This is a genomic window from Borborobacter xinjiangensis, from assembly GCF_047739745.1.
In the GTDB taxonomy this organism is placed as follows: Bacteria; Pseudomonadota; Alphaproteobacteria; order Rhizobiales; family Rhizobiaceae; genus Pseudaminobacter.
Genome location: NZ_JBLLVA010000015.1, coordinates 82,014 through 102,762, shown reverse-complemented (window position 1 = coordinate 102,762; position 20,749 = coordinate 82,014). Strand labels below are relative to the sequence as shown.

Sequence of the window (20,749 nt, the reverse complement as noted above, 5' to 3'; positions counted from 1 at the left end):
CTCTCGATCAATAAACGCGCGCTTTGGGCGCGATCTTTGCCAGGCTGATGCCGCCGTCTTCTTCCTTGAGCAGCGGCTCGGTGTGCACCGGCCGGTAGCTCAGCGTCACCCTGCCCTCGCCATCCAGATGAGCCAGCGTGTGCATGCGCCAGTTGGCATCGTCGCGCTCGGAATAATCTTCCCGCGCATGCGCCCCGCGGCTCTCCTTGCGGGCTTCCGCGCCATAGACCGTGGTTATGGCGCAGGCCATCAGGTTCTCGAGTTCCAGCGTCTCGACGAGGTCCGAATTCCAGATCATCGAGCGGTCGAACACCTTGATGTCCTTCAGCTCCGACCAGATCGCGGAAATGCGCCGGCAACCCTGCTCGAGCGTTTCCTGGGTGCGGAAGACGGCGGCGTCTTCCTGCATGGCGCGTTGCATCTTTTCGCGCAACACCGCGGTCGGCGAGCCGCCATTGGCGTGGCGCAGCCGGTCGAAGCGATCCATGATCCGGTCAACCGACTTTTCGTTGAGCGACGGCACGGGCGCGGCGCGATCGACCACTTCGCCCGCACGGATGGCGGCGGCGCGGCCGAACACCACAAGATCGATCAGCGAGTTGGAGCCGAGCCGGTTGGCGCCGTGCACGGAAGCGCAGCCCGCCTCGCCCACGGCCATCAGGCCAGGCTGGATCCGGTCCGGATCGAGCGCCGTCGGATTGAGCACCTCGCCCCAGTAGTTGGTGGGGATACCGCCCATATTGTAATGGACGGTCGGCAGCACCGGGATCGGCTCGCGGGTGACGTCGACGCCGGCAAAGATCTTCGCTGATTCCGAGATGCCGGGAAGTCGCTCATGCAGCACCGCCGGATCGAGGTGGTCGAGATGCAGGAAGATGTGGTCCTTGTTCTTGCCGACGCCGCGTCCCTCGCGAATTTCCAGCGTCATGCAGCGTGAGACCACGTCGCGCGAGGCAAGGTCCTTGGCTGAGGGCGCATAACGCTCCATGAAGCGCTCGCCTTCGGAATTGACAAGATAGCCGCCTTCGCCGCGCGCGCCTTCGGTGATCAGGCAGCCGGCGCCATAGATGCCGGTCGGATGGAACTGCACGAATTCCATGTCCTGCAAGGGCAAGCCGGCGCGCGCGGCCATGCCGCCGCCGTCTCCCGTGCAGGTGTGGGCCGAGGTCGCCGAGAAATAGGCGCGGCCATAGCCGCCGGTCGCCAGCACCACCATCTTGGCAGAGAAGCGGTGGATGGTGCCGTCATCGAGATTCCAGGCGACGACACCGGTGCAGACGCCATCCTCGCTCATGATCAGGTCGAGCGCGAAATATTCGATGAAGAACTCGGCATTGTACTTCAGCGACTGGCCGTAGAGCGTGTGCAATATGGCGTGGCCGGTACGGTCCGCGGCGGCACAGGTGCGCTGCACCGGCGGCCCGTCTCCGAAATTCATCATGTGGCCGCCGAAGGGCCGCTGGTAGATTTTGCCTTCTTCGGTGCGCGAGAAGGGCACACCGTAATGTTCGAGCTCGTAGACGGCGGCAGGCGCCTGGCGCACCATATATTCCATCGCATCCATGTCGCCGAGCCAGTCCGACCCCTTGACGGTGTCGTACATGTGCCACTGCCAGGAATCGGGGCCCATATTGGACAGCGAGGCGGCGATGCCGCCCTGCGCCGCGACCGTGTGGGAGCGCGTCGGGAACACCTTGGTGATGCAGGCCGTCTTCAGTCCCTGCTCCGCCATGCCCAGCGTTGCGCGCAGGCCCGAACCGCCCGCACCGACCACCACCACGTCGAACTTATGGTCGACGAAGCTATAGCCCTTGCCGGCCGATGCCGTTCCATTCTGTTCCTTGGCCACCTGTCAGCCCCCGAATGCAAGTTTGAGCAAGGCGAAAGCCGAGGCGACGCCGACGGCAATGGCGAAGAAGGTGTTGAGCATGATCAGGACGATCTTCGCGCCTTCGCCATGAACATAATCCTCGATGATGACCTGCATGCCGATCCGCATGTGGTAGAGGGCCGAAAGCAGCACCAGAAGCAGCACCAGTGCCACGAAGGGATTGGCCAGCGCCGCCCGCACCTCGGCGTAGCTGGCGCCGTTGAGCGCGATCAGCAGCCCGACGAAAAACAGGATAAGCGGCACATTGGCGACCGCCGTCAGCCGCTGGCGCCAGAAATGCTCGGTGCCTTCGCGGGCCGAACCGAGGCCCCGGACCTTGCTCAGAGGGGTGCGCATATCGGCCATCGTCACATCCCCCGCGCCATGTAGCCGGCGATCCAGATAAGAACGGTCAGCACCGCCGAAGCGACGATCGTCGCCCAGGCAATTCTGGAAGCGGTGTGCTTTTCAAGCCCCGCGCCCGTGTCCCAGACCAAGTGACGCAACCCGCCCATCATGTGATGCATCAGCACCCATGTGTAGCCGAACAGCACCAGACGCCCGAACCAGGAGCCGAACAGGCCGTTGACGAACTCGAAATATTCCTCGGAAACCGCCGCAGCGATCAGCCACCATGCCACCAGAAGCGTGCCGAAATAGAGCGCCGCGCCGGTGACCCGGTGCAGGATCGACATCGTCATGGTGATCGGCCATCGATAGACCGTAAGATGCGGCGAGAGTGGCCGGGCCTGGGTGGCTGGTGATTTGCTCAATGGCTCCCCCTTTCGGCGCGCCGGCGGCTGGCGCGCGTATGCGGCGTTCGCTCCCCGGAATGCGACCTCAGACAGCGGCGTTCTAATGCGCTTTTTGCATCGCGTCAAAGCTGCAAAATTGTACGATCATCCACATTTAGTCCCATATCTGACGTTCAATCGATTGAAGGTTTAGCTTGTAGCCGAGACGAACTGTCGCGGCCCTTGAATTGTCGCAGGCAGCGCGAAGTAACCCTTGCTGGACGCTTCAACCCGGGCGGCCGCGAGGACGGACCGCAGCAAAATCGTTAACTATATTCGTTGATTGCCGGCGCCCTCAGCGACCCCGCCCTTAACAAAGGTTAATAATTCATTAAGCTCGCATTGGAGCGATTTGCCTCGGATCAAGGAGGAACACGCCATGCGACCGAATTTCAGTTCGGGCATTCTGGCCGCGATGCTGCTGGCTTTTGGTGCCGGCACACCGGCGCTGGCCGGCGGCGACCACGACCGGGTCTATGCCGACAGTTTCGGCAATCTCATCGTCGATAGCGCCGCAGGCTACAAGCGGATCGTCGTCGGACAGGGTCATCTTGCCCGGAATCTGAGGCAGTACACGCGCTCGGGCGCGCCGAAGGTCGCTTATTTCGACGAGCACGCTCACATCTACGGCGACTGCTACAGGCCACCGGTTCTGGTCAAAGGCCGCAGCTACATGTACGGCTTCGATCAAGGTGAGATCCCGCTGCAGGGCGGTCCCTGCCGTTAATCGGCCATCGGCGATCAGGCCGATTGGTTGGAAAAACCGCCATCGGTGCTCGTGCCGCCTGCTCTTGGCAGCGAAATCCGCACGCAGTCGCGCCCGCTTTTCTTGGCATCGTAGAGCGCCTTGTCGGCGCGAACCAGAATGTCGGACACCTGTTCGTTCGGCGCAAGCTCGGCCACGCCGAAGCTTGCGGTGAACCGGCAGGCTTCGGGGGCGCCCTCGATCGTCACTCCGGCGCATGCGCTGCGCAAGCCTTCGGCAAACAGCCGTGCCGCGGCGAGATTGGCGCCGGGCAGGATAATTGCGAACTCCTCGCCGCCGATACGGCCGGCGACATAGTTGTTGGCGGCGACCGCCCGTAGAAACCCGGCAAAGGTCCTGATCACGCCATCACCGGCAGCGTGGCCGAAATTGTCGTTGATGTCCTTGAAATGATCCAAATCACAGATCACCAGTGCCAGCGGCAGGCCCTGGCGCCTGGCGTCGTTGAGAGCCGCCTCGGCGCGTCGCTCGAAGCCGCCACGGTTGAGCACTCCTGAAAGCGCGTCCAGCTCCGAGCGCAAGGTGACATCGGACAGCATGTCGCGAATGATGATGGCCATTATCATCAAAGCGACCGCCAATGTGAAAACGGTTCCGAGCGACTGCGAGAACAAGGCGTAGTTGCTCTGCAGGTAAAATTGCGGATTAGCACCCCATCCGCCGGCGGCATAGGCGATGAACGGCTTGCTCAGGAACTGCAACGCGCCCAGGCAGAAGAGGGCGACCAAGGCCAGATCGAGCTTGCTGCCAGGCCGACGTTTCGACCAGACGATATTCGCCCCCAATAGGCTGATCAGCGCATAGGGGGCCTGATAGGCCATTATCCGCCAGAACGATTGGCGCGGCAGATCCTGCACGAAATAGATCATGATCGTCGAAACGACAAAAACCAGGATCATCAGCCGGCGCGGCGCCGGCGCCTCGTATTTCCTGGCGACGCCGACATTCAGCACCGCCATGGCGGCCAGCAGCACGGCGAAGGAAAGAACGACGGCCAGCCGGGTGGTTTCGAGCGTGGTTATACCGAACTCGATCAACGCATAGAGCATGCCAAGTCCGTAGGCCAACGCCATCCACCGTGCGCAGGCCTGCCTTGAATCATAGGCGGCAATCATCATGAAGGCAGACACCAGCAAACCGGCGACGACCATATTGATTGCAAGGATAAAGCCTGCTCCGCTCATTCGGCCGTGCATCCCTCACTCGCCGAACGTTCAATCACACCCACGCAAAAAAGCCGTTAACGATGATGGGAACGAAGCCTGCTTGACCCGCGAAAAACGCGCTCACCCGCTCCGCAGAGGTTTTGGTGCGAGGGAAAGCACGTCTTCGGAATGGCCGGCCAGGCGCACGCTGTCGCGGCCATTGTTCTTGGCCTGATAGAGCGCGTCGTCGGCCCGCCGCATCAACGAGCCAAGATCCTCATTGCCGTGACGGGCGGCAACTCCGAAGCTTGCGGTGATCTGAGTTGCGTGCAGGGGCAGGCCGGCAATTGCCTCCTGCGAAAGGGCGGCTCGCACGCCCTCGGCAAAAAGCCGGGCCGCGCCCAGGTCACTGGCCGGCAGGATCGCCGCAAACTCCTCGCCCCCGATGCGCCCGACAATCGCTTTCGGTCCGCCGAGGGCGCGCAGATGCGCGGCAAAAGCCGCAATCACCCTGTCGCCGACGGCATGGCCATAGGTATCATTCACCAATTTGAAATGGTCGAGGTCGGCAAGGACGAGTGCCACCGGCAGCCGGTAGCCGGCCGCTCCGCCGAGGCAGACTGCCGACTTTTCGTGAAAGCCGCGCCTGTTCAGTAGTCCCGACAACGGATCGGTGCGCGATTCGACCTGCAGCTCCCGCAACACGTCGAGCCCGACCGCTCCGACCAGCGACAGCGCAATCAGGACCGAAAACAGCGCCGTGGAGAAATTGGTCATGATCCAGTAGGACGACAGGTAGAAATCGTCCTGATCGCGATATGACCCGTCGATCCAGAACGCACCCACCGGACGTATATAGAAATCCGCCGCCGCCATAAGCGCCAGGATCATGAGGACCTTGTCGGCACCCCCTTTGTTCTTCACCGCACGCAATTCGGCAGCGATCAGCAGGCTAATTGCACCGAAGGCGAAGTTGAGTGCGAATATGCGTTCCATCTGATCCGGCTGGACAATCCTGAACCAGCCCCAAACCGCCATGCCACCGAAGCCGAGCAGCCCGAGTGCCACCAGCGGCACTCGCCGCCCGTATCTGGTGACCGCCGCGATCGCGAGGCTGAGCATGGCGGCCGTGAGAAGCAGGTTGCTGGCGATACTCGATGCGAGTTCCCCCAGCGGCTGCGGAAAGTTTTGCAGCACGAAGCCGAGCGCGCATGCCGTATAAGCGAAGGCCAGGCCCAGTATATAATGCCGGCGACGCTGATAGGTCCAAAGCACGACGAACGCCAAGGCAAAGATCAGCGTCAGTGCCGGCGTCAGCAGCGCAATGAAAAGTCTTGAATCCAAAGCCCGTCTCTATCCCGCACCGGTGGCGGGACAGTAGAGGCAAAGGGGCAAATAAGCGGTTAAGCCGGTAGCAGCAATTCTTCCCTTTCGGGATTGCGAAGCCGTTCGCCCGCCGCCAAGCCGGCGCAGCGGAACGCCAGCTTGCGGGCGGGATCAGGCTCTACGAAGCGCCATTTACCGCCAGTTGCGGATGTCGACGAACCTTCCGGCGATCGCCGCTGCCGCCGCCATGGCGGGCGACACTAGATGCGTGCGCCCCTTGAAGCCCTGCCTTCCCTCGAAGTTGCGGTTCGAAGTGGATGCGCAACGCTCATGCGGCTTCAGGCGGTCGTCGTTCATCGCCAGGCACATGGAGCATCCGGGCTCGCGCCAGTCGAAGCCGGCGGCGATGAAGATCTTGTCGAGGCCCTCGGCCTCGGCCTGTTCCTTCACCAGGCCGGAGCCCGGCACGATCATCGCATTGACGCGTGGATTGACCGTCTTGCCTTCGACCACCTTCGCCGCCTCGCGCAAATCCTCGATGCGGCCATTGGTGCAGGAGCCGATGAAGACGCGGTCGAGTTCGATATCGGTAATTCTGGTGCCGGCGGTCAGCCCCATATAGTCAAGCGCGCGCTGCTTGGAGGCGCGCTTGGCCTCGTCGGCGATCAGCGCCGGATCGGGAACGATGCCTTCCACCGAGACGACATCCTCGGGCGACGAACCCCAGCTGACGATCGGCGGCAAATTGGCGGCGTCGAGCCGCACGATCTTGTCGAAATGGGCGCCCTCGTCGCTCTTCAGCGTCTTCCAGTAGGCGAGCGCTTGCTCCCAGGCTTCGCCCTTCGGCGCGCGGGGCTTGTCCTTGACATAGGCGAAGGTGGTTTCGTCAGGCGCAATCAGGCCGGCGCGCGCGCCGCCCTCGATCGACATGTTGCAGATGGTCATCCGTCCTTCCATGGAGAGCGACCGGATGGCCTCGCCGGCATATTCGATGACATAGCCGGTGCCGCCGGCGGTGCCGATCTCGCCGATGATCGCCAGGATGATATCCTTTGCCGTCACGCCTGCCGGCAACTGCCCGTCTACCTGCACAAGCATGTTCTTGGCTTTAGACTGGATCAGCGTCTGCGTGGCCAGAACGTGCTCCACTTCCGAGGTACCGATGCCGTGGGCCAGCGCGCCGAAAGCGCCATGCGTGGAGGTGTGGCTGTCGCCGCAAACGATGGTCATCCCGGGCAGCGTGAAGCCTTGCTCGGGTCCGATGATATGGACGATACCCTGGCGACGATCGACCTCGTTGAAATATTCGACGCCGAAGTCGCGGGCATTCTGCGCCAGCGCCTCGACCTGGATGCGGCTTTCCTCGTTCTTGATGCCGTTCTTGCGGTCCGGAGAAGTCGAGACATTGTGGTCGACCACGGCAAGCGTCTTCTCCGGATGGCGCACCTTACGCCCCGCCATGCGAAGACCCTCGAAAGCCTGCGGGCTTGTCACCTCGTGGACGAGATGACGGTCGATATAGAGCAGGCAGGTGCCGTCTTCCTGGCGGTCGACGACGTGATCGTCGAAAATCTTGTCGTAGAGGGTACGCGGTGCGTTCATGGTCTGACATCCGTCGATGAATCAAAATCTAAAAGAGAGCGGGCATTCCGCCACAGGCCTCGCGACCGAGGCCGGAAAGTCGGCTCAGCTAAGTCGGCAGCTGCGCGCGCCGGAAATGCGGGCAAAGAACCGGCCGGGCAGGCGCTTATGGTCCTGCAGCACGAAGCCTTTATAGGCCGGATCGCCAAAGAGCTCTTCCATGCCGCGTTAGATACCAACGTTTTGGGATTTCGGCAATCGGCCGCTTGTTACCGCGGAGCTGCCTTTTTGCTATCCCGCGGCTTGGGCACTTCGGCTTCACGCCGCTCGCGATCGGCATCCGGCCTCGGCTCGAGGCTCTGCAACGCACCAAGTACGATCAGGCCGACGATCGTCGCGAAGCCCGCGATTTGCCAGAGACCAAACCCGCAGGCAACGCCGATGGCCCCGGCAAGCCACATGCCCGCGCCGGTCGTCAGCCCCTGTACCTGGCCACGTGAAAACAGGATCGTTCCTGCCGCGAGGAAGGCAACCCCGGCAGTCACCGCTTCGACCGCCCTTATTGGATCGAAGCGGGCGCCCTCAAGCCTGAACATCGGCGCGTGGACGATCTCGATCGTCAATATGCCGAAGGTCGCGGCCGCCAGGCACACCAGAATGTGAGTCCTCAAGCCGGCCGGCCGATTGCGCCATTCCCGCTCGAAACCGATGATGGCGCCGAAGATCGCGGCAAGCAGCAGGCGCGCAGCAATCACCGGAAACGGTGTCCATGTCGGATGACCGAATTCCTCGATAAGCTGTTCCATCGACCCCTCTGAAACGCTCGGTCGCTGGAGCATCGGACCGAAAGTGAAATCTGCGCCGGAACCGACGCACGGCGATCTAACGCGCGGCGGTGACGGCGGTTCCCGAGGCCGGGTGCCTGAAAATTGAAGCGATACCGACGCAATAAAAAAGGCGGCCGAAGCCGCCTTCTTCAAAGATCGTTACTGCGACGCCTATTCGGCGGCCTGCTCGGTCTCGGCGGCTGCGGCCTTTTCGGCTGCGTCCTGGGCGGCCTTTTCCGCAGCCAGCGCTTCGGCAGCGGCGACGCGCTCAGCCTCGATGCGCGCCTTCTCGGCGTTCATCGCGTCGCGCTCCGCATCATTGAGCTTGCGGGCACGCACGCCGGTGTTTTCCGAAATACGCGCCGACTTGCCGCGACGATCGCGCAGGTAATAGAGCTTGGCACGACGCACCTTGCCGCGGCGAACGATCTCGACACCCTCGACCATCGGCGAGAAAACCGGAAACACGCGCTCCACGCCTTCGCCGTAGGAGATCTTGCGGACAGTGAAATTCTCCTGGAAGCCGGAACCCGAACGGGCGATGACTACGCCTTCATAGGCCTGAACGCGCGTGCGCGAACCTTCGGTGACGCGCACCAGGACGCGGACCGTGTCGCCCGGCTGAAATTCTGGAAGCTTGCGCTTCGCTTCGATCTTGGCGGCCTGTTCGGCCTCGATCTGACGGATGATATCCATCGCAATGACCTCTTCTTGCTTCTCGACAGCCAGAGCGCCCGCGCTTGCTTCGCAGTTCGATGACCGCTTGGCTATGCCTTGCTTCTCATCGAGAACCAGGGCAGGGGCGAATTCACGTCTTTCATTGACGGGTCCGGAAGATTGTTCTGCCGGTTGCGAGCGCGCACATACACGGTTCTGCGCCGATTGTCACGTCCTGTGCGCGTCCTTTTTGGCGCCGGCCGCCTTTTCCGGACCGCGGCGCAGGTCCGGTCGCCTCTCCCGCGTCAATTCCTCGGCCTGCTCGCGCCGCCAGGCCGCGATCTTCTTGTGGTTTCCCGAAGTCAGGACCTCGGGTATGGCCCTGCCCTCGAATTCCTGCGGCCTGGTGTAATGCGGATGCTCGAGAAGTCCGTTCTCGAAGCTTTCCTCCTCGCCCGAGGCTTCGTTGCCCATGACGCCCGGTAGCAGCCGCACCACCGCATCGAGCAGCACCAGCGCCGCCGGCTCGCCGCCGGAAAGGATGAAGTCGCCGATCGACACTTCCTCAAGACCGCGCGCTTCGATCACCCGCTGGTCGACGCCCTCGAACCGCCCGCAGACGATGACGGCGCCAGGACCGGCTGCGAGTTCGCGCACGCGCGCCTGCGTCAATGGCCTGCCGCGCGGGCTCATCAGCAGTCGCGGGCGCGGATCGCCTGCGGGTGCCGCATGGTCTATGGCTTTCGCCAGAATATCGGCGCGCATCACCATGCCGGCGCCGCCACCGGCCGGCGTATCATCCACCGTCCGATGCCGATCGGTGGCGAAGTCGCGTATCTGCACCGCTTCCAGCGACCAGACGCCCGCCTCCAGCGCCCGACCGGCCAGCGACAGGCCGAGTGCGCCGGGAAACATTTCCGGATAGAGCGTCAGCACGCTGGCGCGAAAGCCGCTCACCGGCTGCCTCCCCTACCGCCTTCGTCCTCTTCATCCTCGACCAGCCCGGCGGCAACCGCGTCGATCCGCACGAACCCCCCGGCTACATCGACCTCCGGCACCGCCGCCCGGGTGAACGGGATCAGAACGCCTTTCCGCCCGGCATGGGTGATTTCCAGTATGTCGCCGCCGCCGAAATTCTGCACTGCGGTCACCTTGCCAAGCACGCCGCCGATCTCGTCGCGCACCTGGAGGCCGATCAGGTCGGCCTGATAATAGTCGTCCTCGTCGCCATCGTCCGGCAGCGCCGAACGGGCGATGAAAAGCTCCGTGCCGCTCAGTGCCTCGGCCGCGTTGCGGTCGTCCACCCCCTTGAAGCGCACGACGACCACCGTGTTCGCGGGTCGGATGTCGACAACCTCGAAGGCCCGCCCATCGCGGGAAAATAGCGGGCCATAGTCGCCAAGCGCCAACGGATCGCCCGTAAAGGTCTTGACGCGCAACTCGCCCCGTATGCCGTGGGCGGCGCCGATCACGGCCATCTGGATCGGATTTTCAAGCTTTGACATTGGTGTTCCTTCGCCTTGCGTCTCTATCGCTAGCTTGCCGCCATTTCAATCGCCGCCGCCTTCACCGCTTGCTAACGCCGATGGGGCAACATCGGGCGAAACTCGAGACCGCCACATGCAGGAATTCCTCATTTCCGTCAGACCCGACCTTCAGTCGGCGCGCGAAGCCTGGCTGAAGATGCTGGCGACGGAACGCCGGCTTTCGCCGCTCAGCGTCGAAGCCTATGAACGTGACACGCGGCAGTTCTTCCAGTTCCTGACCGGGCATCTTGGCGGACCAGCCGGCATCACCGATGTCAAAACGCTTCGCCCGGCCGATCTGCGCGCCTTTCTCGCCTTCCGCCGCGCAAATGGTGCGGGCGCCCGCACGCTTGGCCGGAGTTTGGCCGGCGTCCGCTCTTTCCTAGGCTTTCTAGAACGTCGTGGTCTCGCCAATGCGGCGGGGGCGGCGGCATTGCGCGCGCCGCGCCAGCCGAAATCCCTGCCTAAACCCCTGACTGCAAGTGATGCGCTGCGTGTCGTCTCGAACGAGGAGCAGCTTGCCGAAGAGCCGTGGATCGCGGCGCGCAACGTGGCGGTGCTCATCCTGCTCTACGGCTCTGGCCTGCGCATTTCGGAGGCGCTGGGCCTTACAGGCGCCGATCTCGCAGGCCCCGCCGACACGGTCCTGCGCGTCACCGGCAAGGGCGGCAAGACGCGGCTGGTGCCGGTTTTGCCGGTGACGCTGCAGGCGGTTGCGGAGTACCGAAGGCTCTGCCCATACACAATCGACTCACAGGCTCCGCTGTTTCGCGGCGCCCGCGGCGGGCCGCTCAATCCGGCCATCGTCCAGCGCGAGATGCGACGGCTGCGCTCGGCGCTCAACCTGCCGGATACGGCAACGCCGCATGCGTTGCGTCATTCCTTCGCCACCCATCTGCTCGGACGCGGCGGCGACCTGCGCACCATCCAGGAACTGCTCGGTCACGCCAGTCTGTCGACGACCCAGATCTATACCGGGGTCGATACCGCCCGACTGCTCGACATCTATGAGGCCGCTCACCCTCGGGCCTGATCCGGACTGACAATTTTCACCTCGGGATTAACCGTTTTGCCTTGATTTGCGCCTAGAAAATTTGGTCATGAAACGCGCCCTTGCCATCGTCGACCGCGCCGCGCTGCCAGCACTGGTGCTGGTCGTCGCGCTCCACATGCTGTTCCTGCTTTCCTTCCTGGTCATCAGCCTGGTCGCCATGGGGCGGGCACAGGCCGAGGACGTGCCCGCCTGCACCGGCACGGACATGCTGGCGGCCCTTGAAAAACGCGATCCGGGGCTCGCCGCAAGGATCGGGGCCGAGGCTGCCGCCACGCTCAACGGCAAAGGCCTGCTGTGGCGGATAGACAAGCCCGGCCATGAGCCGTCTTTCCTGTTCGGCACCATGCATATGACCGATCCGCGCGTCGTCTCGCTGACGCCCGCCGCCGAGCAGGCCTTCGATGCGGCCGCTACGGTTGTCATCGAAACGACGGAAATCCTCGACCCCGCGAAGATGATGGCCGGGCTGATGCGCGAGCCGGACCTGACCATGTTCACCGACGGCACCACGTTGATGTCGCGGCTATCGCCGCAGGATGCCGCCATCGTCGCCGACGCGCTTCAGGCGAGAGGCATTCCGCCCGAGAGCGTGTCGAAGATGAAGCCATGGATGCTGGCGGCCATGGTGACGCTGCCGGCTTGCGAACTGGCGCGCAAGGCGTCCGGCGCGCCGATACTCGACATCAAGCTGGCTGAAGATGCCCAGGCGGCCGGCAAGAAGCTCGAAGGCCTCGAAACCGTCGCCGATCAGTTGCGGGCCATGGCCTCGTTGCCGATCGACTTCCACATGAAGGGACTTGTCCAGACGCTGAAGCTCGGCGACAGGATAGACGACATCACCGAAACAATGATCGTGCTCTATAAAAACGGCGACACCGGCATGTTCTGGCCGCTGTTTCGCGCCGTGCTGCCCGATGACGACGATGACGAGGCCGGCTATGCGGCTTTTGAGGAGGCGATGATCACAGCGCGCAACAAGGTGATGGCGGATCGCGCCGAGCCCATCCTGGCGCGCGGCAACGCCTTCATCGCGGTCGGAGCCATGCATCTTCCGGGCCCCAAAGGGTTGATCGAGCTGCTGCGCAGGCAGGGCTTCACGGCGACTTCCGTTGATTAGATCGCGCGGGGCGGCTGCGCCTGCGAGCGCGCAAAGACCCGCAAATGAAACCTAATCGCATCTGATGCGTTTGGGGAACATTGCAACTGACGGAGAAGCATGATGGCCAGCCCTGATCCGCGCCTCAACGAACCCCGCAATACGGCGCCTCTTGGCGCAGACCCTGCCGATCCACGCAACGATCCGGCGGCCAACCCGCGCCCGCGATCGTTGGACGACCGCCCGGTCGTGCGTTCGAGCGGTGGAAGCAGCTTGCTGATCGCAGCCGTTGTCCTGGTGCTCGCTGTAATCGCTTATTTCATCTTCGTGCCCGGCACGCCCGATACCCCGGCTCCGACCGACGAGCCCGCGACCACCACTGAGCCGGCAACTCCCGCGCCGGATGCCACCGCACCGGCAGCACCGGAAACAACGACGCCAGCGCCTGATACGACCGCGCCGGCTACTCCGGACGCCACGGCACCTGCCCCCGCGCCTGAGACACCTGCGACGCCGGCACCCGAATCCACAGCGCCAGCCGAACCTGCGCCGGCGCCGGCCGAGCCCGCTCCCGCGCAATAAGGCGGCAGGCTGACTTAAGACACGAATGGCCCGCTTCAGAGCGGGCCGTTTGCTTTCACGGGTTCGACTGATTCACATATGAATCGGCTTGAAGAAGGTGGCCAACGCCGCCTCCTTGACTGCTTCCGACATCGTCGGATGAGCATGGCAGGTGCGAGCGAGGTCCTCGGCGGAACCGCCAAATTCCATCAGCACGGCCGCCTCGTGGATCATCTCGCCGGCTCCGAAGCCGACAATGTGGACGCCGAGCACACGGTCGCTTGTCTTGTCGGCCAGGATTTTCACGAAGCCGTCGGTGTGCAGCATGGCGCGGGCGCGGCCATTGGCGGTGAAGGGAAATTTGCCGGCCTTGTAGGCAATCCCGGCCTTCTTCAGTTCCTCCTCGGTCTTGCCGACCGAGGCGACTTCGGGGCTGGTGTAGACGACGCCAGGAATGACGTCGTAGTTCACATGCCCGGCCTGCCCCGCGATGATCTCGGCGACAGCGACGCCCTCATCCTCGGCCTTGTGCGCGAGCATCGGCCCGGCGATCACGTCGCCGATCGCATAGATGCCGGCGACATTGGTCCTGAGATGGCCGTCGGTCTTCACGCGCCCGCGCTCGTCGAGCGCCACGCCGGCTTCGGCAAGGCCGAGCCCGTCCGTGTAGGGGCTGCGGCCGGTGGCGACCAGCACCACATCGGCCTCGATCGTCTCGGCATCGCCGCCCCCTTTGGCAGAATTGACCGGCTCGAAGGTTACCGTCGCTCCCTTCTTCGACTTGGCGACATTAGTGACTTTCGAGCCGAGCTTGAAATCGAAGCCCTGCTTGGCCAGCATTCGCTGGAACTGCCTGGCCACCTCGCCATCCATGCCTCCGAGGATCATGTCGAGATATTCGACCACGGTGACCTTCGCGCCAAGCCGCGCCCAGACCGAGCCGAGTTCGAGTCCGATGACGCCGCCGCCGACGACCACCAGATGCGCCGGCACTTTGGCCAGTTCGAGCGCCCCGGTCGATGAAACGATCACCTTCTCGTCGATGTCGACCTTGACGCCGGGAATGCCGGCAACATCGGACCCGGTGGCGATGACGATGTTTTTCGTCTCGATCACCTGTTCCTTGCCGTCCGCGCCGGTAACCGAGACCTTGCCGGCCGCCAGCACCTTGCCAAGCCCATGGAAACTGTCGATCTTGTTCTTCTTGAACAGGAAGGAGACGCCGTTGACATTGGCCGTCACCGTCGCGTCCTTGTGCGCCATCATCTTCTTGAGATTGAGCTTCGGCTGCCCGATCTCGACGCCGAGCGCGTCGAAGGAGTGGGCGGCTTCGGCAAAGACCTCCGAAGCGTGCAGCAGGGCCTTGGAAGGAATGCAGCCGATATTGAGGCAGGTGCCGCCAAAGGTTTCGTTCTTCTCGATCACCGCGGTCTTCAGCCCGAGCTGCGCTGCCTTGATGGCGCACACATAACCGCCCGGTCCCGATCCGATCACCACGACGTCATAAGCCATTTCTCAAATCCTTTTGCATGCGTTCCCAGTCCGGCCGCCTGTTGAATTATGAACCCTTGGACGCATCCCGTCATGCGTGCAGGCTCTATTCTTGGCAACCCTGCAATTGAAAAACATCCCACGGCAGTTTCGAGAAGCCAGCCTCGCCAAAGACCGCCGAATGGTGTAGCGAATAGGCGAGATCGGGAAAAATCAGCTTTTCCGGCGCGGCGCTTCCATCGGCCGGCAACAGTCCGATATTGCCGGCCTTGTCGCTTGTGTAGATGACCCCTTCCCAGACGGTGCAGGCCGCGATCTCATCGCCGGTCACATCGCCTTCCGGGCATTTATGGGTGAGCATGCCGTTGGGCCGCGCGACATCCTCGCTCCACATGACGATGCCGTCGAGAACCATCGCCTCGCCGAGCACCATGCGGAACCGGTTGGTCACCGCCGCCGCCTCGCCGCGCGGCATGAAGTCGATCTCGGCCGCCTTATCGCGGTCTCCATAGACCGAAAGTTCCATCGGGCAGGCGGCATGGGCCGGTGAGGCGACAAGCAACCCGGCCGACAGTGCCGCGACGCCATTGCGCATGACCTTGGAGCGCCGTGCGGCCAATCGGACGCACAAGGGACGCTCTAACGCTTTAACTGAGCATCGGAACAATCCGAAAACCGGCTCCACTTTTTTTCGGTCCGATGCCCTAAAGGTCCAGCACCAGCCTTTCCGGATCTTCCAGGCTTTCCTTGACCCGCACCAGGAAGGTGACGGCTTCCTTGCCGTCGACGATGCGGTGATCGTAGCTGAGCGCCAGATACATCATCGGCCGGATGACGATCTGCCCGCCGACCACCACCGGCCGCTCCTGGATCTTGTGCATGCCAAGGATGCCCGATTGCGGAGCGTTGAGGATCGGCGTCGACATCAGCGAGCCATAGACGCCGCCATTGGAGATGGTGAAGGTGCCGCCCTGCATGTCGGCAACCGAAAGCTTGCCATCGCGCGCCGCCAGGCCAAGCCGGCCGATCTCCTTCTCGATCTCGGCGATGGACATCTGATCGGCATCACGCACAACCGGCACGACGAGCCCCTTGTCGGTTCCGACCGCCACGCCGATATGGGCATAGTTCTTGTAGATGATGTCGCTGTCATCGATCTCGGCATTGACTGACGGGATTTCCTTCAGCGCGTGGGTCACCGCCTTGGTGAAGAAGCCCATGAAGCCGAGCTTCACGCCGTGCTTCTTTTCAAAGACCTCCTTGTACTTGGTGCGCAGCGCCATCACCGCGCTCATATCGACCTCGTTGAAGGTGGTCAGCATAGCCGCCGTCGACTGTGCTTCCTTGAGGCGGCGCGCGATGGTCTGGCGCAGCCTGGTCATGCGCACCCGCTCCTCCCGCGCCTGATCGTCGGCGGTCGACGGCGCGCGCGCCGCCACAGGAGCCGGAGCGGTCGCGGTCGCGGCCGGCGCGGCAAACCCCTTGGAGAGCGCTTCGAGAACGTCGCCCTTCAGCACTTGTCCGCGCTTGCCGCTGCCGCGGACCTGGTCAACGGAAACGTTGCTTTCGGCGAGCAATTTCGCAGCGGCCGGAGCCGGGGGCATGTTGCGTTCCTCAATCGGCCCGTCGCCGGCAATCCGCGCAGTCCTTTCAGCCGCTTCCTTGGTGGTCGAAGCGCCGGCGGTACCGGCGGCCTGCGCAACCGCATCGCTTTTCGCAGCCTCGGGCTTTGCCGCCTCCGCCTTGGCGGGCGCGGGCTTTACCCCGCCTTCCGATATGGCGCCGAGAAGCGCACCGACGCCCACGGTCTCGCCGTTTTGCGCGGTGATTTCAGACAGAGTTCCGGACGCGGGAGCGGGAACCTCGATCGTCACCTTGTCGGTTTCCAGCTCGAGAACGGGCTCATCGGCGGCGATGGCGTCGCCCACATTCTTGAACCACTTGCCGATGGTCGCCTCGCTGACGGATTCGCCGAGGGTCGGGACGCGGATTTCGGTAGCCATTTCTTTGCCTGTCCGTTTCTGATCTGAGGATTATTCGCCGAGCGCGTCGTCGAGGAAAGCCTGGAGCTGCGCCAGATGCTTGGACATCAGCCCGGTGGCCGGCGAAGCCGCCGCCGGTCTTCCGGTATAGCGTACGCGCTGATGCTTGGCGTCGATATGGGCAAGCACCCACTCCAGATAGGGATCGATGAAGGCCCAGGCACCCATATTCTTGGGCTCTTCCTGGCACCACACCATCTCCGCGTTGCGGAAGCGCGACAGCTCGGTAATCAGCGCCTTGGCCGGGAACGGATAAAGCTGTTCGACGCGCAGCAGATAGATGTCGTTGACGCCGCGCTTCTCACGCTCCTCGTAGAGGTCGTAATAGACCTTGCCCGAACACAGCACGACACGCCTTATCTTCGAATCCCGGGTGAGCTTGACGCTGTCCTTGCCGGGATACTGGGCATCGTCCCACAGCAGGCGGTGGAACGAGCTTTCGCCGGAAAGTTCCGCCAGCGTCGACACCGCCCGCTTGTGGCGCAGAAGCGATTTCGGCGTCATCAGTATCAGCGGCTTGCGGAAATCGCGCTTCAGCTGGCGGCGCAATATGTGGAAGTAGTTGGCCGGCGTCGAGCAATAGGCGACCTGCATATTGTCTTCGGCGCAAAGCTGCAGGAAACGCTCGAGCCTTGCGGAAGAGTGCTCCGGCCCCTGCCCCTCATAGCCATGCGGCAACAGGCACACCAGCCCGGACATTCTGAGCCATTTGCGCTCTCCGCTGGAGATGAACTGGTCGAACACCACCTGCGCGCCATTGGCGAAGTCGCCGAACTGCGCCTCCCACAGCGTCAGCGCCTTCGGGTCGGCCAGCGAATAGCCATACTCGAAGCCAAGCACGGCTTCTTCCGACAGCATCGAGTTGATGACCTCGAACGGCGCCTGGGCCGCACTGAGATTGTTCAGCGGAATGTAGCGGCTCTCGTCGCGCTGGTCGTAGAGCACCGAATGACGCTGCGAAAAGGTGCCGCGTTCGGAGTCCTGCCCGGAGAGACGAACCGGATTGCCATCGAGCAGGATCGAGCCGAAGGCGAGCGCCTCGGCCGTCGACCAGTCGATGCCCTCGCCCGAATCGATCATCTTGCGCCGCGTCTCCATGAAGCGGCTGATGGTCTTGTGTGCCTCGAAGTCCTGCGGCACCTCGGTCAGCTTCTTGCCCATCTCCTTCAGCGTCTTGACCGGCATGGCGGTCTTGCCGCGCCGCTGCTCGTCCTGATTGTCGGCTATGCGCAGGCCCGACCACGCGCCATCCAGCCAGTCGGCCTTGTTGGGCTTGTAGTGCTGGCCGATCTCCCATTCCGATTCCAGATGCGCGCGCCAGTCGGCTTTCATCTTGTCGATGTCGTCCTGGGTGACATGACCCTCCGCCACCAGCTTGTCGGCGTAGATCTGCACCGCGGTCTTATGCGCACGGATGTTGCGATACATGATCGGCTGGGTGAAGGCCGGCTCATCGCCCTCATTGTGGCCGAAGCGGCGGTAGCAGAACATGTCGACCACCACCGGCTTGTGGAACTTCATCCGGAATTCCGTCGCCACCTTGGCGGCATAGACCACGGCTTCAGGATCGTCGCCATTGACGTGGAAGATGGGCGCCTCGATCATCTTGGCGACATCCGACGGATAGGGCGAGGAGCGCGAGAAGCGCGGATTGGTGGTGAAGCCGATCTGGTTGTTGATGATGAAGTGCAGCGTACCGGCAACGCGGTGGCCGCGCAGACCCGACAGGCCGAGGATTTCGGCGATCACGCCCTGGCCGGCAAAGGCCGCGTCGCCGTGCAGCAGCAGCGGCAGCACCTTGGAACGCTCCTCCAGCGGCACGATCTCGTCACGCGGCGTGCGGCCATAAAGCTGGTCCTGCTTGGCGCGCGCCTTGCCCATGACGACGGGATCGACGATTTCCAGATGAGAGGGATTGGCCGTCAGCGACAGGTGCACCTTGTTGCCGTCGAACTCGCGATCCGAGGAGGCGCCGAGATGGTACTTCACGTCGCCCGAGCCTTCGACGTCGTCGGGAGCATAAGAGCCGCCCTTGAACTCGTGGAAGATGGCGCGGTGGGGCTTTGCCATCACCTGGGAGAGCACATTCAGGCGGCCGCGATGGGCCATGCCGAGCACGATCTCCTTCAGGCCGAGCGAGCCGCCGCGCTTGACGATCTGCTCCAGCGCCGGGATCAGCGATTCGCCGCCGTCAAGCCCGAAGCGCTTGGTGCCCTTGTATTTGACGTCGATGAACTGTTCGAAGCCTTCCGCCTCGATCAGCTTCTGCAGGATCGCCAGCTTGCCTTCGGCGGTGAAGGCGATGCCCTTGTCCGGCCCCTCGATGCGCGCCTGGATCCACGCCTTTTCCTCGGGGTCGGAAATATGCATGAACTCGACGCCGAGCGTCGAGCAATAGGTGCGCTTGAGAATGTCGAGCATGTTGCGGATGGTGGCGTATTCCAGCCCCAGCACATGGTCGATGAAGATCGGCCGGTCGTAGTCCTCCTCCTTGAAGCCATAGGCTTCCGGCGACAGCTCGTTATAATCCTCAAGCGGCTTGGCAAGGCCGAGCGGATCGAGATTGGCGTGCAGGTGACCGCGCATGCGGTAGGCGCGGATCATCATGATGGCCCGCACCGAATCCCGCGTCGCTTGCAGCACGTCGGTATCGGAAAGCACTGCGCCCTTGGCGGCTGCCTTGTCCTTCACCTTCTTTTCGATGTGCTTTTCGACGAAGCCCCAATTTCCGTCGAGCGCCGACACCAGCTCGCCATTGGCCCGGAGCGGCCAGCTCGGCCTCGCCCATGAGGCGCCCCTGGCGTTGCGTGCGACGTCGCCGGCGTCGTCCTTCAGCGACGCGAAGAAGTCCCGCCACTGCGGATCGACGGAAGAAGGGTTTTCCTGATAGGCGGCATGTAGCGCCTCGATATAGTCGGCATTGCCGCCATAGAGGAATGACGTGAGGGAAAATTGGTCGTTGGCCTGATCCTGTCGCGCCATCTCGTCACCGGAGCCTCTGGCTCCGTCTCCTGTTGTTTACGGTCCCTCCGCAAGCGGACGGTTGACCATTCCTGTTCCTGTTGAATGTGCCGAACAGATGACGACCCGGCACATTTCGAGCTCAACCCTTGATTGCTTCGACAAGCGTCGTGCCTAGCCTTGCCGGCGAGGGCGACACGCGGATGCCCGCCGCTTCCATTGCTGAAATCTTGTCTTCGGCGCCGCCCTTGCCTCCGGAAATCACCGCGCCGGCATGGCCCATGGTGCGGCCGGCAGGCGCGGTACGACCGGCGATGAAGCCGGCCATCGGCTTGCGGCGACCGCGTTTGGCCTCGTCGATGATGAACTGGGCGGCGTCTTCCTCGGCCGAGCCGCCGATCTCGCCGATCATGATGATCGACTTGGTCTCGTCGTCGGCCAGGAACATTTCCAGCACGTCGATGAATTCCGTTCCCTTCACCGGATCGCCGCCGATGCCGACGGCCGTCGACTGGCCGAGCCCGGCATTGGTGGTTTGGAACACCGCTTCATAGGTAAGCGTGCCGGAGCGTGAAACGACGCCGACCGAGCCCTTGCGGAAGATGTTGCCGGGCATGATGCCGATCTTGCACTCGTCCGGCGTGACGACGCCCGGGCAGTTCGGCCCGATCAGCCGCGACTTCGAGCGATCGAGCCGTGCCTTGACCTTGATCATGTCGGCGACCGGAATGCCTTCCGTGATGCAGACGATCAGCGGGATTTCGGCGTCGATCGCTTCGATGATGGCTTCGGCGGCGCCTGCCGGCGGCACATAGACCACCGATGCATTGGCGTCGGTCTTCTCCTTGCCTTCGGCCACGCTGGCGAAGATCGGCAACTGCGCGCCGCTCTCGATCGAGCCCCAGGTCTCGCCGCCCTTTTTCGGGTGGATGCCGCCCACCATCTTGGTGCCGTGATAGGCCAGCGCCTGCTCGGTGTGGAAGGTACCGGTCTTGCCGGTCAGGCCCTGAACGAGAACCTTGGTGTTCCTGTCGATCAGAATGGACATCCGC

19 protein-coding genes are annotated in these 20,749 nt (G+C 63.2%); 4 read left to right on the top strand and 15 right to left on the bottom strand.

Annotated features, from left to right (window positions below):
* Nucleotides 1-7 precede the first annotated feature (7 nt).
* Genes sdhA through sdhC form a run of 3 tightly spaced genes read right to left on the bottom strand, consistent with a single transcriptional unit; the run spans nt 8 to nt 2,643 of the window.
* Nucleotides 8-1,849, bottom strand: coding sequence for a succinate dehydrogenase flavoprotein subunit (gene sdhA, locus ACLKMW_RS16615; protein WP_415725607.1), 1,842 nt, complete (start codon nt 1,847-1,849; stop codon nt 8-10).
* Between the two features lie 3 nt (nt 1,850-1,852).
* Nucleotides 1,853-2,236: a succinate dehydrogenase, hydrophobic membrane anchor protein gene (gene sdhD / locus ACLKMW_RS16610; RefSeq protein WP_415725605.1), complete on the bottom strand. Its 384-nt coding sequence runs from the start codon at nt 2,234-2,236 to the stop codon at nt 1,853-1,855.
* A gap of 2 nt (nt 2,237-2,238) precedes the next feature.
* Entirely contained in the window at nt 2,239-2,643 is a 405-nt protein-coding gene (gene sdhC, locus ACLKMW_RS16605; RefSeq protein ID WP_415725604.1) for a succinate dehydrogenase, cytochrome b556 subunit, read from the bottom strand.
* A gap of 400 nt (nt 2,644-3,043) precedes the next feature.
* Between sdhC and ACLKMW_RS16600 the strand changes: the two genes are divergently transcribed.
* Complete coding sequence (locus ACLKMW_RS16600; RefSeq protein ID WP_415725603.1) at nt 3,044-3,391, top strand: hypothetical protein; 348 nt, start codon at nt 3,044-3,046, stop codon at nt 3,389-3,391.
* Nucleotides 3,392-3,405: 14 nt separating this feature from the next.
* On the opposite strand, the gene ACLKMW_RS16595 is transcribed toward ACLKMW_RS16600, so the two are convergent.
* The 7 genes from ACLKMW_RS16595 to rimM all read right to left on the bottom strand — a co-directional run bounded on the left by ACLKMW_RS16595 (nt 3,406) and on the right by rimM (nt 10,471).
* Nucleotides 3,406-4,614, bottom strand: a complete 1,209-nt coding sequence (locus ACLKMW_RS16595; RefSeq protein ID WP_415725602.1) for a GGDEF domain-containing protein — start codon at nt 4,612-4,614, stop codon at nt 3,406-3,408.
* Between the two features lie 102 nt (nt 4,615-4,716).
* Nucleotides 4,717-5,919, bottom strand: a complete 1,203-nt coding sequence (locus tag ACLKMW_RS16590) for a GGDEF domain-containing protein (protein ID WP_415725600.1) — start codon at nt 5,917-5,919, stop codon at nt 4,717-4,719.
* A gap of 174 nt (nt 5,920-6,093) precedes the next feature.
* Nucleotides 6,094-7,503, bottom strand: coding sequence for a 3-isopropylmalate dehydratase large subunit (gene leuC, locus ACLKMW_RS16585; protein WP_415725599.1), 1,410 nt, complete (start codon nt 7,501-7,503; stop codon nt 6,094-6,096).
* Between the two features lie 248 nt (nt 7,504-7,751).
* Nucleotides 7,752-8,288, bottom strand: coding sequence for an MgtC/SapB family protein (locus ACLKMW_RS16580; protein WP_415725598.1), 537 nt, complete (start codon nt 8,286-8,288; stop codon nt 7,752-7,754).
* A 192-nt stretch (nt 8,289-8,480) separates the two neighbouring features.
* On the bottom strand, nt 8,481-9,005 hold the full coding sequence (gene rplS, locus ACLKMW_RS16575; protein WP_415725596.1) for a 50S ribosomal protein L19: 525 nt from the start codon (nt 9,003-9,005) through the stop codon (nt 8,481-8,483).
* A gap of 189 nt (nt 9,006-9,194) precedes the next feature.
* Nucleotides 9,195-9,923 carry a tRNA (guanosine(37)-N1)-methyltransferase TrmD gene (trmD, locus tag ACLKMW_RS16570; RefSeq protein WP_415725594.1) on the bottom strand — a complete coding sequence of 243 codons (729 nt, stop codon included), beginning with the start codon at nt 9,921-9,923 and terminating at the stop codon, nt 9,195-9,197.
* Complete coding sequence (rimM, locus tag ACLKMW_RS16565; protein ID WP_415725593.1) at nt 9,920-10,471, bottom strand: ribosome maturation factor RimM; 552 nt, start codon at nt 10,469-10,471, stop codon at nt 9,920-9,922. Before rimM ends, trmD begins: the two co-directional genes overlap by 4 nt.
* A gap of 115 nt (nt 10,472-10,586) precedes the next feature.
* On the opposite strand from rimM, the gene ACLKMW_RS16560 reads away from it, so the two are divergent.
* From ACLKMW_RS16560 to ACLKMW_RS16550, 3 genes are all read left to right on the top strand, one after another.
* Nucleotides 10,587-11,525, top strand: a complete 939-nt coding sequence (locus ACLKMW_RS16560) for a tyrosine recombinase XerC (protein ID WP_415725591.1) — start codon at nt 10,587-10,589, stop codon at nt 11,523-11,525.
* A gap of 67 nt (nt 11,526-11,592) precedes the next feature.
* Nucleotides 11,593-12,663 (top strand): TraB/GumN family protein, encoded by a 1,071-nt coding sequence (locus ACLKMW_RS16555; protein WP_415725590.1) that lies wholly within the window; start codon nt 11,593-11,595, stop codon nt 12,661-12,663.
* A 99-nt stretch (nt 12,664-12,762) separates the two neighbouring features.
* Complete coding sequence (locus ACLKMW_RS16550) at nt 12,763-13,224, top strand: hypothetical protein (protein WP_415725589.1); 462 nt, start codon at nt 12,763-12,765, stop codon at nt 13,222-13,224.
* Between the two features lie 72 nt (nt 13,225-13,296).
* Here ACLKMW_RS16550 and lpdA read toward each other — a convergent pair whose 3' ends face one another.
* The 5 genes from lpdA to sucD all read right to left on the bottom strand — a co-directional run bounded on the left by lpdA (nt 13,297) and on the right by sucD (nt 20,745).
* On the bottom strand, nt 13,297-14,715 hold the full coding sequence (lpdA, locus tag ACLKMW_RS16545) for a dihydrolipoyl dehydrogenase (protein WP_415725588.1): 1,419 nt from the start codon (nt 14,713-14,715) through the stop codon (nt 13,297-13,299).
* Nucleotides 14,716-14,800: 85 nt separating this feature from the next.
* Nucleotides 14,801-15,289 (bottom strand): hypothetical protein, encoded by a 489-nt coding sequence (locus ACLKMW_RS16540; protein ID WP_415725625.1) that lies wholly within the window; start codon nt 15,287-15,289, stop codon nt 14,801-14,803.
* A 109-nt stretch (nt 15,290-15,398) separates the two neighbouring features.
* Complete coding sequence (gene odhB, locus ACLKMW_RS16535) at nt 15,399-16,697, bottom strand: 2-oxoglutarate dehydrogenase complex dihydrolipoyllysine-residue succinyltransferase (protein WP_415725587.1); 1,299 nt, start codon at nt 16,695-16,697, stop codon at nt 15,399-15,401.
* A 30-nt stretch (nt 16,698-16,727) separates the two neighbouring features.
* Entirely contained in the window at nt 16,728-19,718 is a 2,991-nt protein-coding gene (locus tag ACLKMW_RS16530; protein ID WP_415725585.1) for a 2-oxoglutarate dehydrogenase E1 component, read from the bottom strand.
* Nucleotides 19,719-19,839: 121 nt separating this feature from the next.
* A complete protein-coding gene (sucD, locus tag ACLKMW_RS16525) occupies nt 19,840-20,745 on the bottom strand; it encodes a succinate--CoA ligase subunit alpha (protein ID WP_415725584.1) in 906 nt (301 codons plus the stop codon).
* Between the last annotated feature and the right edge of the window lie 4 nt (nt 20,746-20,749).

What these genes read in the sequence shown, in the direction of transcription:
- lpdA (WP_415725588.1), bottom strand. Translation starts at nt 14,715, where the DNA reads ATGGCTTATGACGTCGTGGTGATCGGATCGGGACCGGGCGGTTATGTG.
- rplS (WP_415725596.1), bottom strand. Translation starts at nt 9,005, where the DNA reads ATGGATATCATCCGTCAGATCGAGGCCGAACAGGCCGCCAAGATCGAA.
- ACLKMW_RS16595 (WP_415725602.1), bottom strand. Translation starts at nt 4,614, where the DNA reads ATGAGCGGAGCAGGCTTTATCCTTGCAATCAATATGGTCGTCGCCGGT.
- sucD (WP_415725584.1), bottom strand. Translation starts at nt 20,745, where the DNA reads ATGTCCATTCTGATCGACAGGAACACCAAGGTTCTCGTTCAGGGCCTG.
- ACLKMW_RS16540 (WP_415725625.1), bottom strand. Translation starts at nt 15,289, where the DNA reads ATGCGCAATGGCGTCGCGGCACTGTCGGCCGGGTTGCTTGTCGCCTCA.
- rimM (WP_415725593.1), bottom strand. Translation starts at nt 10,471, where the DNA reads ATGTCAAAGCTTGAAAATCCGATCCAGATGGCCGTGATCGGCGCCGCC.
- ACLKMW_RS16580 (WP_415725598.1), bottom strand. Translation starts at nt 8,288, where the DNA reads ATGGAACAGCTTATCGAGGAATTCGGTCATCCGACATGGACACCGTTT.
- sdhD (WP_415725605.1), bottom strand. Translation starts at nt 2,236, where the DNA reads ATGGCCGATATGCGCACCCCTCTGAGCAAGGTCCGGGGCCTCGGTTCG.
- ACLKMW_RS16530 (WP_415725585.1), bottom strand. Translation starts at nt 19,718, where the DNA reads ATGGCGCGACAGGATCAGGCCAACGACCAATTTTCCCTCACGTCATTC.
- ACLKMW_RS16560 (WP_415725591.1), top strand. Translation starts at nt 10,587, where the DNA reads ATGCAGGAATTCCTCATTTCCGTCAGACCCGACCTTCAGTCGGCGCGC.
- odhB (WP_415725587.1), bottom strand. Translation starts at nt 16,697, where the DNA reads ATGGCTACCGAAATCCGCGTCCCGACCCTCGGCGAATCCGTCAGCGAG.
- leuC (WP_415725599.1), bottom strand. Translation starts at nt 7,503, where the DNA reads ATGAACGCACCGCGTACCCTCTACGACAAGATTTTCGACGATCACGTC.
- ACLKMW_RS16600 (WP_415725603.1), top strand. Translation starts at nt 3,044, where the DNA reads ATGCGACCGAATTTCAGTTCGGGCATTCTGGCCGCGATGCTGCTGGCT.
- ACLKMW_RS16550 (WP_415725589.1), top strand. Translation starts at nt 12,763, where the DNA reads ATGATGGCCAGCCCTGATCCGCGCCTCAACGAACCCCGCAATACGGCG.
- ACLKMW_RS16555 (WP_415725590.1), top strand. Translation starts at nt 11,593, where the DNA reads ATGAAACGCGCCCTTGCCATCGTCGACCGCGCCGCGCTGCCAGCACTG.